Origin of the sequence: uncultured Marixanthomonas sp. (genome assembly GCF_963974425.1) — a bacterium.
Classification (GTDB): Bacteria; Bacteroidota; Bacteroidia; order Flavobacteriales; family Flavobacteriaceae; genus Marixanthomonas.
The window spans coordinates 1-14,943 of sequence record NZ_CAXBCK010000068.1 but is presented as its reverse complement, the minus strand read 5'-3'; the positions used below and the strand labels follow the sequence as shown (position 1 = coordinate 14,943).

General features: G+C 33.6%; 17 protein-coding genes. 7 read left to right on the top strand and 10 right to left on the bottom strand.

Features of this window, described 5'->3' with window-relative positions; translation table 11 throughout:
* The 7 genes from AACZ92_RS15440 to AACZ92_RS15410 all read right to left on the bottom strand — a co-directional run.
* A partial coding sequence (locus tag AACZ92_RS15440) for a nuclear transport factor 2 family protein (protein WP_339703220.1) occupies positions 1-247 on the bottom strand: 247 nt, incomplete at its 3' end.
* Entirely contained in the window at positions 244-1,182 is a 939-nt protein-coding gene (locus AACZ92_RS15435; RefSeq protein ID WP_339703217.1) for a UDP-3-O-(3-hydroxymyristoyl)glucosamine N-acyltransferase, read from the bottom strand. The genes AACZ92_RS15435 and AACZ92_RS15440, both read right to left, overlap by 4 nt.
* An 82-nt stretch (positions 1,183-1,264) precedes the next feature.
* Positions 1,265-1,831 carry an elongation factor P gene (gene efp, locus AACZ92_RS15430; protein ID WP_339703214.1) on the bottom strand — a complete coding sequence of 189 codons (567 nt, stop codon included), beginning with the start codon at positions 1,829-1,831 and terminating at the stop codon, positions 1,265-1,267.
* Between the two features lie 170 nt (positions 1,832-2,001).
* A complete protein-coding gene (lpxA, locus tag AACZ92_RS15425; protein WP_339703211.1) occupies positions 2,002-2,787 on the bottom strand; it encodes an acyl-ACP--UDP-N-acetylglucosamine O-acyltransferase in 786 nt (261 codons plus the stop codon).
* Positions 2,788-4,197: a bifunctional UDP-3-O-[3-hydroxymyristoyl] N-acetylglucosamine deacetylase/3-hydroxyacyl-ACP dehydratase gene (locus tag AACZ92_RS15420; RefSeq protein ID WP_339703208.1), complete on the bottom strand. Its 1,410-nt coding sequence runs from the start codon at positions 4,195-4,197 to the stop codon at positions 2,788-2,790.
* Positions 4,190-5,215: a UDP-3-O-(3-hydroxymyristoyl)glucosamine N-acyltransferase gene (gene lpxD / locus AACZ92_RS15415; RefSeq protein ID WP_339703205.1), complete on the bottom strand. Its 1,026-nt coding sequence runs from the start codon at positions 5,213-5,215 to the stop codon at positions 4,190-4,192. The genes AACZ92_RS15420 and lpxD overlap by 8 nt, the downstream gene beginning before the upstream one ends.
* A gap of 105 nt (positions 5,216-5,320) precedes the next feature.
* A complete protein-coding gene (locus AACZ92_RS15410) occupies positions 5,321-6,550 on the bottom strand; it encodes an HD domain-containing protein (RefSeq protein ID WP_339703202.1) in 1,230 nt (409 codons plus the stop codon).
* A gap of 121 nt (positions 6,551-6,671) precedes the next feature.
* Here AACZ92_RS15410 and AACZ92_RS15405 point away from each other — a divergent pair, with 121 nt between their 5' ends.
* The 6 genes from AACZ92_RS15405 (at position 6,672) to AACZ92_RS15380 (ending at position 11,192) form a co-directional block, all read left to right on the top strand.
* Entirely contained in the window at positions 6,672-8,222 is a 1,551-nt protein-coding gene (locus AACZ92_RS15405; RefSeq protein WP_339703200.1) for a bifunctional response regulator/alkaline phosphatase family protein, read from the top strand.
* A 98-nt stretch (positions 8,223-8,320) separates the two neighbouring features.
* Entirely contained in the window at positions 8,321-8,734 is a 414-nt protein-coding gene (gene tsaE / locus AACZ92_RS15400; protein WP_339703197.1) for a tRNA (adenosine(37)-N6)-threonylcarbamoyltransferase complex ATPase subunit type 1 TsaE, read from the top strand.
* A 177-nt stretch (positions 8,735-8,911) separates the two neighbouring features.
* The gene (locus AACZ92_RS15395) at positions 8,912-9,049 is read left to right on the top strand and encodes a hypothetical protein (RefSeq protein ID WP_339703194.1); all 138 of its coding nucleotides are present in this window, start codon (positions 8,912-8,914) and stop codon (positions 9,047-9,049) included.
* Entirely contained in the window at positions 9,015-9,521 is a 507-nt protein-coding gene (locus AACZ92_RS15390) for a hypothetical protein (RefSeq protein WP_339703192.1), read from the top strand. The genes AACZ92_RS15395 and AACZ92_RS15390 overlap by 35 nt, the downstream gene beginning before the upstream one ends.
* Before the next feature lie 66 nt (positions 9,522-9,587).
* Positions 9,588-10,787 (top strand): alanine dehydrogenase, encoded by a 1,200-nt coding sequence (locus tag AACZ92_RS15385; protein ID WP_339703189.1) that lies wholly within the window; start codon positions 9,588-9,590, stop codon positions 10,785-10,787.
* A gap of 27 nt (positions 10,788-10,814) precedes the next feature.
* A complete protein-coding gene (locus AACZ92_RS15380; protein WP_339703187.1) occupies positions 10,815-11,192 on the top strand; it encodes a hypothetical protein in 378 nt (125 codons plus the stop codon).
* Between the two features lie 24 nt (positions 11,193-11,216).
* Here AACZ92_RS15380 and AACZ92_RS15375 read toward each other — a convergent pair whose 3' ends face one another.
* Both AACZ92_RS15375 and AACZ92_RS15370 read right to left on the bottom strand, forming a co-directional pair.
* Positions 11,217-12,119 carry a bile acid:sodium symporter family protein gene (locus AACZ92_RS15375; RefSeq protein ID WP_339703184.1) on the bottom strand — a complete coding sequence of 301 codons (903 nt, stop codon included), beginning with the start codon at positions 12,117-12,119 and terminating at the stop codon, positions 11,217-11,219.
* A 333-nt stretch (positions 12,120-12,452) separates the two neighbouring features.
* A complete protein-coding gene (locus tag AACZ92_RS15370) occupies positions 12,453-12,707 on the bottom strand; it encodes a DUF983 domain-containing protein (protein WP_339703181.1) in 255 nt (84 codons plus the stop codon).
* A 194-nt stretch (positions 12,708-12,901) separates the two neighbouring features.
* Here AACZ92_RS15370 and AACZ92_RS15365 point away from each other — a divergent pair, with 194 nt between their 5' ends.
* Entirely contained in the window at positions 12,902-13,774 is an 873-nt protein-coding gene (locus AACZ92_RS15365) for a helix-turn-helix transcriptional regulator (RefSeq protein ID WP_339703178.1), read from the top strand.
* 73 nt (positions 13,775-13,847) lie between these two features.
* Here AACZ92_RS15365 and AACZ92_RS15360 read toward each other — a convergent pair whose 3' ends face one another.
* Positions 13,848-14,750, bottom strand: a complete 903-nt coding sequence (locus AACZ92_RS15360; RefSeq protein ID WP_339703175.1) for a hypothetical protein — start codon at positions 14,748-14,750, stop codon at positions 13,848-13,850.
* Positions 14,751-14,943: the final 193 nt, after the last annotated feature.

The window sequence follows — 14,943 nt, the reverse complement described above, 5'->3', positions numbered from 1 at the left end:
TGTACCTAACAGTCACATAATCACCATCTTCAAGCATATGACTCACCTCTACTCTGAGGTCATCATACGTTCGACGCATTTCAGCGAAGTAATTCACCAAATCTCCATGGCTCATTATGGTTAGCCCATTTGTACTGTTCCAAAGTAATTCTAAATCGGGATGAAAATACTTCTCCAATACCGATTTATCATTTAATACATCTGAAAGGTAAAACCTTCTCACTATTTCCTTTGCACTTTTGCTCATTTTATTCTATCTAATTTATCAATTATATCAGGTATTAAGCGAATAGACGCCAGTTCCTTATATTTTTTTCTGAATTCATCTGCTGGTGTTCCAAAATACGATTTATGACCGGGAAGCGATTTACTTACACCGCTTTGTGCCGAAATTACAGCTTTTTCACCAATGGTAACACCGCTGGTAATTCCAACTTGCCCCCAAATAGTCACATAATCTTCAATAAACACACACCCAGCAATCCCAACTTGCGAAGCTATTAAACAACGACTACCAATTACAGTATCATGACCAATGTGAACTTGATTGTCCAGCTTGGTTCCTTCTCCAATAGTTGTAGATGCTGTAACACCACTGTCAATAGTACATTGTGCGCCAATATCGACATTGTCTTTAATAACTACGTTTCCACCACTTAAAAGTTTATCAAATTTTTCAGGGCGATTTTTATAGTAAAAAGCGTCAGCTCCTAATACAGTACCAGAATGTATGGTTACATTATTGCCTATTTTAGTATTGTCGTATAAAGAAACATTTGGATGGATAACACAATCGTCTCCTATTTCCACATTATTACCAATAAACACATTGGGCTGAATAATCGTGTGATTTCCAATTGTTGCAGAATCTGCAATAACGGCAGAAGCAGCCACAAACGGATTAAAATGGTGAATTAGTTTATTAAAATCCCGAAAAGGGTCATCACTAATTAATAGCGCTTTTCCCGGTGGGCAATCTACTTCTTTATTAATCAAAACAATAGTTGCAAGTGATTGCAATGCCTTGTCATAATACTTGGGATGGTCCACAAATACAATATCACCAGGCTGTACTACGTGAATTTCGTTCAACCCCAATACTGGAAACGCTCCATCACCAACATAATTACTGTCAATAATACCTGCGATAGCTGCCAAGGTTTGGGGATTTGAAAATTTCATTTTTAACGAATTTGAAACCAAATATAAAAAATCCCATCACAATAGCATCATGACGGGATTTAAAATTTTGATAGTTATCTATCTATTCTTTAATACGCTCTTGGTATTGCCCTTTTTCGGTATCAACACGTATTTTATCACCTTCGTTTATAAATAGCGGTACGTTTACTTCGGCACCCGTCTCCATAATTGCTGGTTTTGTTGCGTTGGTAGCCGTGTTTCCTTTTACACCTGGTTCGGTAGATGCTACTTCCAAAATTACATGTGGAGGCATTTCAACAGAAAGCGGTGCGTTGTCTTCAGTATTAATAATTACGGTTACTACTTCCCCTTCTTTCATTAATTCTGGCGTGTCTAGAGCTTCTTTTAACAAACGGATTTGTGTGTAATCTTCCGTATTCATAAAGTGGTAAAACTCCCCTTCATTATACAAAAATTGAAATTTATGCGTCTCTACTCGTACATCATCAATTTTATGTCCCGCAGAAAAGGTATTATCAATTACTTTGCCTGTGGTTATACTTTTCAATTTAGTACGTACAAAAGCAGGTCCTTTTCCTGGTTTTACGTGTAAAAATTCAATTATTTTAAAAATATCGTGGTTATAATGAATACATAACCCTTTTCTTATATCTGAAGTTGTTGCCATAATAGTGCCCGCGCAGGCGGGTATCTTTTTTAATGTTAAACTCTGTTTTTGTTAGGGTTTTATGGATTGCTTTAAATAACATCCCCCTAACCCCCTTCAAAGGGGGAATTATCTTTTGATACTATTTTTATCTTACTTCTAACTCCCAGTATCCAACTTCTAATCAATCATTAATTATTACTGAAATATCCTTTCATAATACCCCGTTTCGAATTTTTTATAAACTGAAGGATTTCATCTCTTTCTGGAGTGGCTTCCATTTCAGCTTCAATAATTTCTGAAGCTTGTGTGGTATTATAGTTATTTTGGTATAGTATACGGTAAATATTTTGAATCTCCCGAATTTTCTCAGTGTCATACCCCCTTCTTCGAAGACCTATTGAGTTAATACCTACATAGGAAAGTGGTTCACGCGCTCCTTTTACATAAGGTGGAACGTCTTTACGAACTAAAGATCCACCAGTAACAAAAGCGTGACTGCCAATCATACAAAACTGATGTACAGCAGTCATTCCTGCAAGGATTACATAATCGCCAATTGTAATATGACCAGCCAACGTACTTGCATTTGAAAAAATACAGTTATTACCCACAATACAATCATGAGCAATATGACAATAGGCCATAATAAGGCAATTTTTCCCGATTACAGTTTTACCGCGGTCTATGGTACCTCTATTTACGGTTACATATTCTCTAATGGTCGTATTATCGCCTATTTCAGCAGTTGTTTCTTCGTCTTTAAACTTTAAGTCTTGTGGGACAGCAGAAATTACAGCACCAGGAAAAATATTACAGTTTTTTCCTATTCGTGCTCCTTCCATTATCGTTACGTTGGATCCTATCCAAGTTCCTTCGCCAATTATTACATTGTTATGAATTGTTGTAAAAGGTTCTATAACAACATTTTTGGCAATTTTCGCGCCCGGATGGACATATGCTAACGGTTGATTCATTTAGTCTTTTTTTGTTTTTACAATCTGGGCCATTAATTCTGCTTCGGTAACTAATTTATCATTAACATAAGCATCTCCTTTCATATGAACAATTCCTCTTCTAATGGGTGAAATTAATTCTAAGTTGAAAATTAACGTATCTCCTGGGTTTACTTGACGCTTAAACTTTACATTATTGATTTTCATAAAGAACGTCAAATAATTTTCAGGATCTGGCACGGTACTTAATGCTAATATTCCTCCGGTCTGTGCCATTGCTTCAACAATTAAAACACCGGGCATAACTGGAGCTCCTGGAAAATGACCTACAAAAAACGGCTCGTTCATCGTCACATTTTTGAGACCTACTACGCCTGTATCTGTCAGTTCTAATATTTTATCTACCAGTAAAAATGGTGGCCGATGTGGTAACATGGCCATAATTGCATTAACATCTTTTACCGGTTCTTTTGAAATATCAAATTGCGGAACTCGGTTCCGTTTTTCAATTTTTATAAGCTTTGATAGTTTTTTAGCAAACTGAGTGTTTACCGTGTGCCCTGGTTTATTGGCAATCACTTTTCCACGAATACGTGTTCCTATTAAAGCCAAATCGCCAATTACATCTAATAACTTATGTCGGGCTGCTTCATTAGCATGGTGTAAGGTTAGATTATCTAAAATTCCATTAGGTTTTACTGAAATTTCATCCTTTCCAAATGCACCACGAAGCTTTTCCATTGTTTCAGGAGACAATTCCTTGTCAACATAAACAATTGCATTATTTAAATCTCCTCCTTTAATTAATCCGTGATCTAGAAGCGTTTCTATTTCATGTAAAAAACTAAAGGTACGAGCATTAGATATTTCATCTTTAAAATTCGAGATACGTTGTAATGAAGCATTTTGAGTACCCAAAACTTTTGTTCCAAAGTCGACCATCGTGGTAATTTGGTAAGCATCTGATGGGATTACAGTTATTTCACTGCCTGTTTCTTCATCTGCAAAGGTTATTACCTCCTTAACAACATACTCTTCTCGTTGGGCTTCTTGTTTTACAATTCCAGCTTCTTCAATAGCTTCGACAAAAAATTTCGAAGAACCATCCATAATGGGAGGTTCAGAAGAGTTTAACTCAATTATGCAATTGTCAACTTCCATCCCAACCAAAGCGGCCAGCACATGTTCTGAAGTCTGAATTTTCACCCCTTTTTTTTCAAGGTTGGTTCCTCGTTGTGTATTGGTAACATAATTTGCATCTGCTTCTATAACAGGACTTCCCTCAAGGTCAACACGAATAAATTTATACCCGTAATCTTCAGGTGCAGGTTTAAAAGTAATAGTTACTTCTTTTCCTGTATGCAATCCAACTCCTTTAAGAGAAGTTTCTTTGCCAATTGTTTGCTGATTTGTGGAATTACACTCAATCATTGTCAATTTTTTTTTCAAAGGTATTAAATCGTTGGATTATTTCAGGTAGGTTTTTAAAATGAACGTAGCTTTTATTGAAGCCACCATAGCTTAAAGCAGGTGAACCTTGTAATGCCTCATTATCTTTTACGTTTCGTCCAATACCGCTTTGTGCTTGTATTCTTACATTATTGCCAATGGTTATATGACCAACAATACCTACTTGACCACCTATGACGCAGTTTTTGCCAATTTTAGTAGAACCAGCTACTCCAGATTGAGCAGCTATAACGGTATGTTCACCAATTTCAACATTATGGGCTATTTGAATCTGGTTGTCTAGTTTAACACCTTTTCTTATAATAGTAGCACCTAAAGTTGCACGGTCTATAGTTGTACCAGCGCCTAAATCTACATTGTCTTCAATGATTACATTTCCTGTTTGTGGCACTTTTGAATATTCTCCATTTTCATCTGGCGTAAAACCAAAACCATCTGCACCAACAATAACACCGCTATTAATCACACAGTTATTACCAATAATTGTTTCAGAATAAACTTTAGCTCCGGCAAAAATAATTACATTATCGCCTATTGTAACATTATTACCAATATATACATTAGGATAAATAGTTGCATTATCACCAATTTTAACATTGTCACCTAAATAAGAAAAAGCGCCTAAATAGAGGTTCTCCCCATACGCAGCACTTTCTGAAACAAAAACAGGTTCTTCAATTCCTGTTTTGTTCATCTTTACTTGGTTATAATATTCTAATAATTTAGAAAAGGCTTTGTAGGCATCGTCTACTCTAATTAAAGTAGTTTCAACTTTATTTTCGGCAACAAAGTCTTTATTGACTATCGTTATAGTTGCCTGAGTTGAATATATATAAGAAGTGTATTTAGGATTTGCTAAAAAAGTTAGGCTCCCTTCGGTTCCTTCTTCAATTTTAGCAAGTTTTGACACTTCTGCATCAGCATTTCCTTCAATTTCACCTTCTAAAAGTCCTGCTATTTGTGTTGCTGTAAATTTCATTTAGTAGCATTGTGGTTATTGATATATGCCAGAAAAACCAGGTTAACCCGCTTTTTAAAAATGTATTAGTTTGGCAATAATCCCTGCAAAAATAGAAAAAAAGGTTTAGTTATTGCTTTTTGGATAGCATAGATAGTATTTAATTACTTTTTCTGAAAGTGCTTTTAGGTTTACTTGGTCGCTCGCTTTGGCTACATCTTTTATTTTTCCATTCTTGGTTAACAGGTTAATAGTGTCTTTGTCCATGCGGTATGCCTGATTTTGTATACTCCCTGTAAATACAAAATAATTAGCTTCTTCCTCGGTTAAATTATGCTTCTGCATCACCAGTTTCAATTTCTTTTTTAATTTTTCTGAAGTCACTGGCTTCTTCTTCATTTTAATTTTCAACAAGTCTCTATCTAAAAGCATTTGAGCTAACGTTTTTAGAACAAAATCTTCTGAAGAAACCCAAGACTTCATGGCCGAAACAATATCGTAATCATCCAGTTTTGAAAACGTATCCAAGACATCTTTTGTAAATGTTTCTTTCGTTATGGCATGATTCAGAAAAAAAGATAATGCGGTGCTTGCAGGAAGTTTAACACCATTATCGGTTAATTCTTTTGCTCGTTTTAATAATCGCAACAATAATTGCTCTGCAACGATTCCGGTTTTATGTAAATACACCTGCCAATACATTAAACGGCGAGCAATGATAAATTTTTCTACGGAATAAATTCCTTTCTCCTCTACTACCAGTTTATCTTTGTGCACATTCAACATGGTAATAAGACGTTCGGAATTTACCGCACCTTCTGAAACACCTGTATAAAAACTATCGCGTTTTAAATAATCTAACCGATCCATATCCAACTGACTTGAAATAAGCTGATGCAAAAATTTTCGGTTGTATTTATCTTTGAAAATGGTGATGGCAAGCGTTAATCTGTTGTTAAATTTTCGATTCAATTCTTCCATAAACAACAGTGAAATCTGCTCATGATTCACACTTTCAACAATACTATTTTCCATTGCATGTGAGAACGGTCCGTGACCAATATCGTGTAATAAAATCGCGATGTAAATAGCCTCTTCTTCTTCTTCAGATATTTCAATCCCTTTAAAACGAAGCACCTGCACCGCTTTTCGCATTAAAAACATAGCGCCCAATGCATGATGAAAACGGGTATGATGTGCGCCTGGATAAACGAGATATGACATCCCCATTTGCGAAATTCTGCGCAGCCGTTGAAAGTATGGATGCTCTATTAAATCGAAAATGACAGTGTTGGGAATGGTAATAAAACCGTAGATGGGGTCGTTAACTATTTTGAGTTTGTTACGTGATTTCAAACTTTTAACTTTTAATTATACTGGCTTTTTTCGTTTTGAAAAATTTCAGGATTAGATTTGTTCAACGAGTGAATTTTCAGAAAAACTGAACCATTCAACACAGAAAAAACAAATATACAATATGAGCGACATAAAAGTACTATGGGTAGATGATGAAATAGATTTGTTAAAACCGCACATCCTTTTCCTTGATAAAAAAAATTATACGGTAACCACTGCACAAAGTGGAACCGAAGCTTTAGAAGAAATTAAAAAAGAAAATTTTGACATCGTTTTTTTAGACGAAAATATGCCTGGACTTACAGGTTTAGAAACCTTAGCCGAATTAAAAGAACACCAAGCTTCTCTTCCGGTAGTTATGATTACTAAGAGTGAAGAGGAATATATTATGGAAGAAGCTATCGGTTCTAAAATTGCCGATTACCTAATAAAACCGGTAAATCCTCACCAAATTTTATTGAGTTTGAAGAAAAATTTAGATCACTCAAGATTGGTTTCAGAAAAAACTACTTCTAGTTATCAGCAGGAATTTCGGAAAATCGCGATGGATATGTCCATGATTAATTCTTGGGAAGGCTGGGTAGATTTATACCAAAAATTGGTTTACTGGGAGTTAGAATTGGAGGATATTGAAGACACTGGAATGTTTGAAATATTAGAGTCTCAAAAAACAGAGGCTAATACACAGTTTTGTAAATTTATCGACAAAAACTATCCAGAATGGTTTAAAGATAAGGACGAAGCTCCTGTTATGTCCCATACCCTATTTAGAGATAAGGTAATGCCACAACTAGAAGATAAAAAACCAACCTTATTAGTTGTTGTCGACAATCTTCGATATGATCAATGGAAAGCTTTCGAGCCTTTTATTGCTAATGCTTATAAAAAAACAAGTGAAGATATGTTTTGCAGTATTTTGCCTACTGCCACGCAGTATGCAAGAAACGCCATTTTTTCTGGATTAATGCCAAGTGAGATGGAAAAGCTGCACCCAGACCTTTGGTTGAATGATACCGATGAGGGCGGAAAAAACATGAGTGAAGATAAGTTTCTCGAAGCACAACTAAAACGCTTCGGATTAAACCTGAATTGGAGTTACCATAAAATTTCAAGCTTAAAACAAGGAAAACGATTGGCTGAAAACTTTAAAAGCCATAAAGATGAAGACTTAACAGTTTTGGTCTATAACTTTGTGGATATTCTTTCCCACTCAAAAACCGAGATGGAAGTAATCAAAGAGTTAGCTTCTACAGATAAATCATACCGATCCTTAACACAAAGTTGGTTTAAAAACTCTCCTCTGATGGATATTATTCAGCAAGCTTCTCAACTTGGTTTTAAATTGATTATTACTACCGATCATGGAACTATTAACGTAAAAAACCCTTCAAAAGTAATTGGAGATAAAAACACGAGTTTAAATTTACGCTATAAAACGGGTAAAAGCTTAACATACCAAGACAAAGATGTTCTAGCAGCTACTAATCCTAAGAACATAAACCTTCCCACTATAAATATGAGCAGTTCGTTTATTTTTGCAAAAGGAGATTTGTTTTTTGCTTACCCAAATAATTATAACCACTACGTAAGTTATTATCGCAACACGTATCAACATGGTGGTGTTTCTTTAGAAGAAATGGTGATTCCTTTTTCTGTTTTAGAACCAAAATAAAAAATTATTTGTAAGAATTTTCCTTATCACATGTATTTCGTCGAATAAATTAGTTATTTGTCGGCCATGTGTATTATATTTGATTGCAACCCAAAAATATGGAAATCACCTACACTTTAGACAACTTACAGCAAGTAGCTGATAAGATACTAACACTTGCCCAAAACAAGCACATTTTATTTTATGGTGATATGGGTGTAGGTAAAACAACCCTTATCAAAGCTTTGGCCAAACAACTAGGCGTTACTGATAACATCTCTAGTCCGACGTTTTCTTTGGTGAATGAATATAAATCATTAGATAAAGCAATTTATCATTTTGATTTTTATAGGATAGAAGATGAAACAGAAGCCTTAGATATGGGAATTGAAGAATATTTTTATTCAGATAACTGGGTATTTATTGAATGGCCAGAAAAAATAAAATCATTGCTTCCTATAGAAAGCACTATTATAAAATTAACAAAAAATAAAAACGTAAGTAGAACCTTAACTATAAAGCCAGTGAAATAAATTGTTACGATTACATATAATTTAATAGTTTCTTTTAAAATAGCCCCAAATCGCATTATTTTTAGAGCAGGATAATTATTGTCTAAAAAAACTTATAAAGATACGGGGAAGATAGTTGAAATACATGTTGAATTTTGTGATAGGTTTGTACTATTAACCTCACAAAAACTAAACATTATGAAATTATCAAAGTACTACTTAATCGTTGCAATTTTCGGAGCTGGTCTATTTTTCTCATGTACTCCAGAAAGTATTGAAGATGGACAAACAGAACAACAAATTGACAGATACCAAAAACCGTTACAAAACGGATAAGAAATCTTTATTTATTGGAGGGGTTGTAGTTTTTCTAATTGCTATAACTCCTTTTTTATTTTATTTATATGAAAGTTTCCCAAAAACTCAAGTTTGGGAAACTTCTTTATCTAATTTTGAAACGATTTTCCCATCTTGGTATTCTTTTGCATGGTATTTTACAGGAAAAGCAATTCCTCTCTATCTTTTACTGCTTTGGTTCTTTACTTGTAAGCATTGGTGGCATTGGATAATTTTAATACCTATAGCCATGTATGCTTTTCAGTTATGGGGTGTAATAAATGAAAGCAATGACCTCGATGAATTAGAGTTATACTACATTATTCCTTTAATGATGGTTTTAGTCCCTGCAGTCTATCTTATTCGCGCAAAACTTTTTAACAAAGTCCGTGGCGATGATTTGCAAGAATTTGAAGAAGACCTACTGACCAAAAAGAGCATATGGCAACAGGTGAAAGACCTATTTCGATAACCGTTATTTTTCTTTTTTCAATATCACATTTAATATGTAACTTAGGGCTGCTAACCATTTTTTGCCATGACAGAATCTAAGTCCCCATTTACAAAAGCCCAATTAATACCTCAAGAAGAAACCCTTGAGGTTACCCGCCAAAAAGGAGCTTTGTTTATAGGTATTCCCAAAGAAACCTATTTTCAAGAAAAGCGTATCTGTTTAACACCCGATGCCGTTGCGGCAGTGGTTGCGAATGGACACAAAGTTTTAATTGAAAGCGGAGCTGGAAAAGAAGCTGGTTTTTCCGATAAAGATTACAGTGAAGCAGGAGCGCAACTAACCAAGGATACCAAAAAAGTTTTTGGATGCCCCTTTATTTTAAAGGTAGAACCCCCTACTCTAGAAGAATTAGAACTCATCAACCCCAAAACAGTATTAATTTCTGCACTTCAACTTAAAACAAGACAAAAAAGGTATTTTGATGTGTTGTCCAAGAAAAAAATAACAGCTCTTGCTTTTGAGTTTATTAAAGAGCAAGATCATACATATCCTGCCGTAAAAGCACTAAGTGAAATTGCGGGAACAGCTTCTGTATTAATTGCTTCAGAATTAATGGTAAATGCTAAAAAAGGAAACGGTTTGTTGTTCGGAAACATTAGCGGAGTACCACCTGTGGAAGTTGTTGTTATTGGTGCTGGAACCGTTGGTCAGTTTGCTGTACGCTCTGCAATTGGACTAGGCGCTAACGTAAAGGTATTTGATAGTTCTATTACCAAGTTGAGGAATCTGCAATCTGCCATCGGCCAAACATTTTATACTTCTACTATACAACCAAAAAACCTATTAAAAGCCTTACGTCGTTGTGATGTAGCCATTGGTGCGGTGCGAGGAAAAAATAGATCGCCAGTTATTGTAAGTGAAGCAATGGTAAAAAAAATGAAAAAAGGAGCGGTCATTATCGATGTGAGTATCGATATGGGAGGCTGTTTTGAAACTTCCGATATGACCAGCCACGACTCTCCTACTCAAATTAAATATAACGTAGTTCATTATGGCGTTCCTAATATTCCCGCTCGATACCCGAAAACTGCCTCAATATCAATTAGTAATATTTTCACACCCTATCTTTTAGAAATTGCCGAGTGTGGCGGACTTGAACAAGCGATCCGTTTTGATGGTGGATTAAAAAATGGTTTGTATTTTTACCGCGGTATTTTAACCAATAAAGCTGTTGCAGATTGGTTTGACATGTCCTACAGCGATATTAACTTGCTGTTCTTTTAATATTACCTATAAAATGTACTTTTTTAAATGAAATTAATTCACAGAATTGCATATTACTTAGGAGGATTTGGCATTGGCTTGATTATCCTTTTCTTTTTTTTAAGCGGAAAAAAAACCTCCTGTGACTATAGTCCTAATGCTCGTACACTAAAGGATATAAGAAACAAAGAGCGCAATTTTTCTGAAGAGACAATTCAGTTTTTAAAGCAGGAAAAGCTAGACACCGCAACCATTTCAAGAATGCTTATTGATGGCGATGTATTGTTTTCAGAAAGTAATACGGATTTAGATTCTTGTAAAATTTATAAAATTGAAGCTGATGTTTTAGATAAAAACTTAAAAATGACCGTTGAAAACTGTAAAGACAAAGCTACAGTACAGAAAATGGAACAGGTTTTTGAATAACTGAAAACTAATTCTTTTAATAATTTACAGTTTGGGGGGGAAACTTTTTAACTTAGAATCTACTTCAGTTCTTTTTCCAAACTGCCACATTAAAATTCCTCCAGTTAAAAACATCCAAATGGCATAAGCCCCTATTGGAATACCCATTTCTACATTATTTAGTATAGAAGTTGCGATTACAAGTGCTAATGTCCCATTTTGTATGCCGCTTTCAATAGTGATTGAAATAGTGTTTCTTAAATTTAAATTAAACAACCTAGCAGTAAGATACCCTATTCCCATAGTTGCGATGTTAAGAACCAATGTAACAATGCCAGCTGCTTTCATTCCTTCTATTAATTTATCAGCATTGGCTGCTAACACTGCGATAAATACTAATATAAAAATTACAGTTGAGGCAATACGCATTGGTTTTTCCATTCTTTTTGCAAAATTGGGGTTGTATTTGCGAATGAGCATTCCTATGGAAATAGGAATCACCGTAATCCCCATTATTTGTATTATCGTATCAAATATGGGTAACTTAATTATAACATCTGTGTTATTACCGAAATATTCTAGTGCATAAGATAAAATAAATGGGATTGTCAATATACTTACAATACTAGCAACAGCAGTTAATGTAACGGATAATGCAATATTCCCTCTGCAAACTTGTGTTATCAAGTTACTAGTAGGACCACCAGGACAACTAGCTAAAATCATTAATCCAACGGCCATTACGGGATTTAGATTAAAAGCTATAGCGAGTGAAAATCCAATAATAGGCAAAAATATAAGTTGATTAGTAAGACCAATTAAAATTGCTTTAGGATATTTGATAATTCTAGTAAAATCAGCAGGAACTAAAGTCATTCCCATACCTAGCATTATAATAGCAAGAGATAATGGTAAAAATACTTTACTTATAATTTCGGCTACATCCATAGAATGACTATATATTATTTATTAGCGTATTACAATATTCCATGTATAGAAACGTAGCGTATAAAAATACACTATAATTCGGTTTAACGCTTACTAGCTATGTTTATAAATTGTACCCAACGTTTTTATTAAGAGCTTAAATGAGCTCTATTAATTTTTCTGCATATAATGTGAGCTGAATTATTACACCTAACTCTAGATATAAAAAGAATTATGAGTTTATGCAACTAATTTAGCAAATACAAAACGATATAGTAAATTCTAGAGGATTTTTAGAAGTAAGCTTCTACTAGTAATGGATTATAGGTTACAATTTTGTGCATAATACTCACTTCAAATTTTATCCTTATAAAACAAATATATCCAAATAGACCTTGACAATTTAAAATTGATAGTACTTGACAGAAATGCTATCACTGCTATAATGGTGAAAACACTTAAAGGAGACAAATCAATAAAATACCAAAACAACACAAGACTTGTTATCATTTGAGCTGCAGCAATTGCATAACTCACAAACATAGCCCCAATAAAGAAACCCGTTTCTCTTTCAAATTTATAATTACACTCTGGACATCTGTCGTTCATTTTTGGAATGTTCATCAATAAAAAATTCCCACCATTCATAAAAATCTTTCATTTTTTACAACTCGGACATTTACATTTCAATGCATCAATAACTTTACTCATTACATAGTATTTAATACTGCAAAATTATGACCTCAAATCGTTTTTACCTCTATAGTATGTACGCTATTTTTTGTACTTTTAGGACATTTACTATGAAAATACCAGTTTTAAATATTAGTCAATTTAAAGTATCTACACCTCTCGCTGATGTGTATATAAACTCATTTTCAAATCATATTCAGCTAAATAAGAATTTAATTAACAAACCTCATAGTCATAATTTCTATCTGTGTGTACTCTTTGCAGAAGGTACAGGTACACACGAAATTGATTTTAATTCTTATACCATTAACCCAGGCAAAGTCTTTTTATTAAAACCAGGACAAACACATTTCTGGAAATTTGAGACACAACCTCAAGGATTTATCTTTTTTCATTCTCAAGAATTTTATGAACTAACGTTTTTAGAACATAAGCTCCATTCATTTCCTTTTTTTTATTCGAATCAAAACCCTCCTTTTTTAGAATTAGCTCCTAAAAAGCTAGAGGAATTAAAACTTAAGTTTCAGGAAACCTATACCGAATATTTAGAAACTAATCTTTTAAGAGAGTTAAAAATAGTAAATGCAATAAACAGCATTTATATAGAATTAACAAGGTCGTATACCGTTGATATCAATATGGAAAAGCTTAATTCTTCTAATTATTCTAGTATATTTGAAACTTTAGAGAGCTTAATAAACACCCATTTCTATAAAGAAAAATTTCCTAAATTTTATGCAGATAAGCTAAGCATAACCACCAAGCATCTCAATAGAGTAGTAAGAAAAACAATAAATAAAACGACAAGCCAATTAATTTCCGAAAGGATAATTCTAGAAGCAAAACGGTTGATCGTACATTCTCACGACAATTTAGCGAATATCGCATATACACTCGAATTCTCGGATTATGCTTATTTTTCTAAGTTTTTTAAATCTAAAACAGGTATCACGCCTTTAGATTTTCGAAAAAAATATTTTTGATGAAATTTTGAAAGTATAAAAGTACTATACGCAAGCCCTTATAAAATTAATAGTGCTGAATATACCCAGCTCTTTATACCCATTTTGATTTAATTCCCATGTCATTGAATTCATTAAGTACATTATCTTTTGCATAACATAATACGGTTTTTTTCAAGTTAGGGAATTGTCTTGCATCCCTTGAGGTTTCAATGTCCCAATAATTCTCCCAACCTTCTCCAAATCGTAGAAGTTGCATATAAATGTCATTTCCACCATCCTGATAAATTTCTGTTATTTCAGTTGCTAATCTTTTCGGAATAGGTAAGTCCTTAAAATATTGTGTAACTTCTTCAATTGGTTCATATCCCTCTTCTTCAAGGTCAATTTCTCTTTTTGGATACCAAATAACAAATTCAAACAAATCAAATTTGGGTTTAATCAACTCTTTGTTATACATCAGTTCCTGTATGATTGCTAACTTAAACCCGAAATCTGCAAATGAGATTTCCTCTTCATCTAATTTCTTTATTATATACTTCTCTTTTGGGATTTTTGTTATAGCAAAACTTTCGCAAGCCTTTATTTCAATTGCTTCAATATCATTTTGCTTAGCGTCAAACCAAACACTGATATTATTTAAAATCAAAGCACCTGATGAATCACCTTCAAAAAGCTTAACTCTTTTATCTTTATTTAATTTATAATAAGTCAAAATTTCTTCATTATCAAAAAGAAAATTTCCTTTAAAAATATGGTTTGGACTAAAATCAAAATCTTCCTTTTTTAATTCAAGCAATAGACTTTCTATTAGTTTACCATCTTTTGAGTAAGCTAAAATTCCTAATTCATCCCAAGTATAAATTGTATTATGCTTTTTTTTATTGACTCTTCCCGTAAGGGCCAATATCTTTCTTAAAATTTCAATTTCAATAGGAAAACTTAATGGAACATTATTGATTTTAAATTCATTTTGTGATAGGCTTAATGTAATCATTAGGATTTTTTTAATTGGCTCTAACAGCATCCTGTATGAGTAGAGGCGGTTTTCTACTCACAAACTTTTCAATTGTGTAACCTTTATTTTAAATTTTAACTTTCGTTTTATCACTTGAAACGCTATTACTTATACACCGTGTGCCTGTTGCACAAGTCTCGCCAAAGATAAATATATTTTGTAACTTACTGAA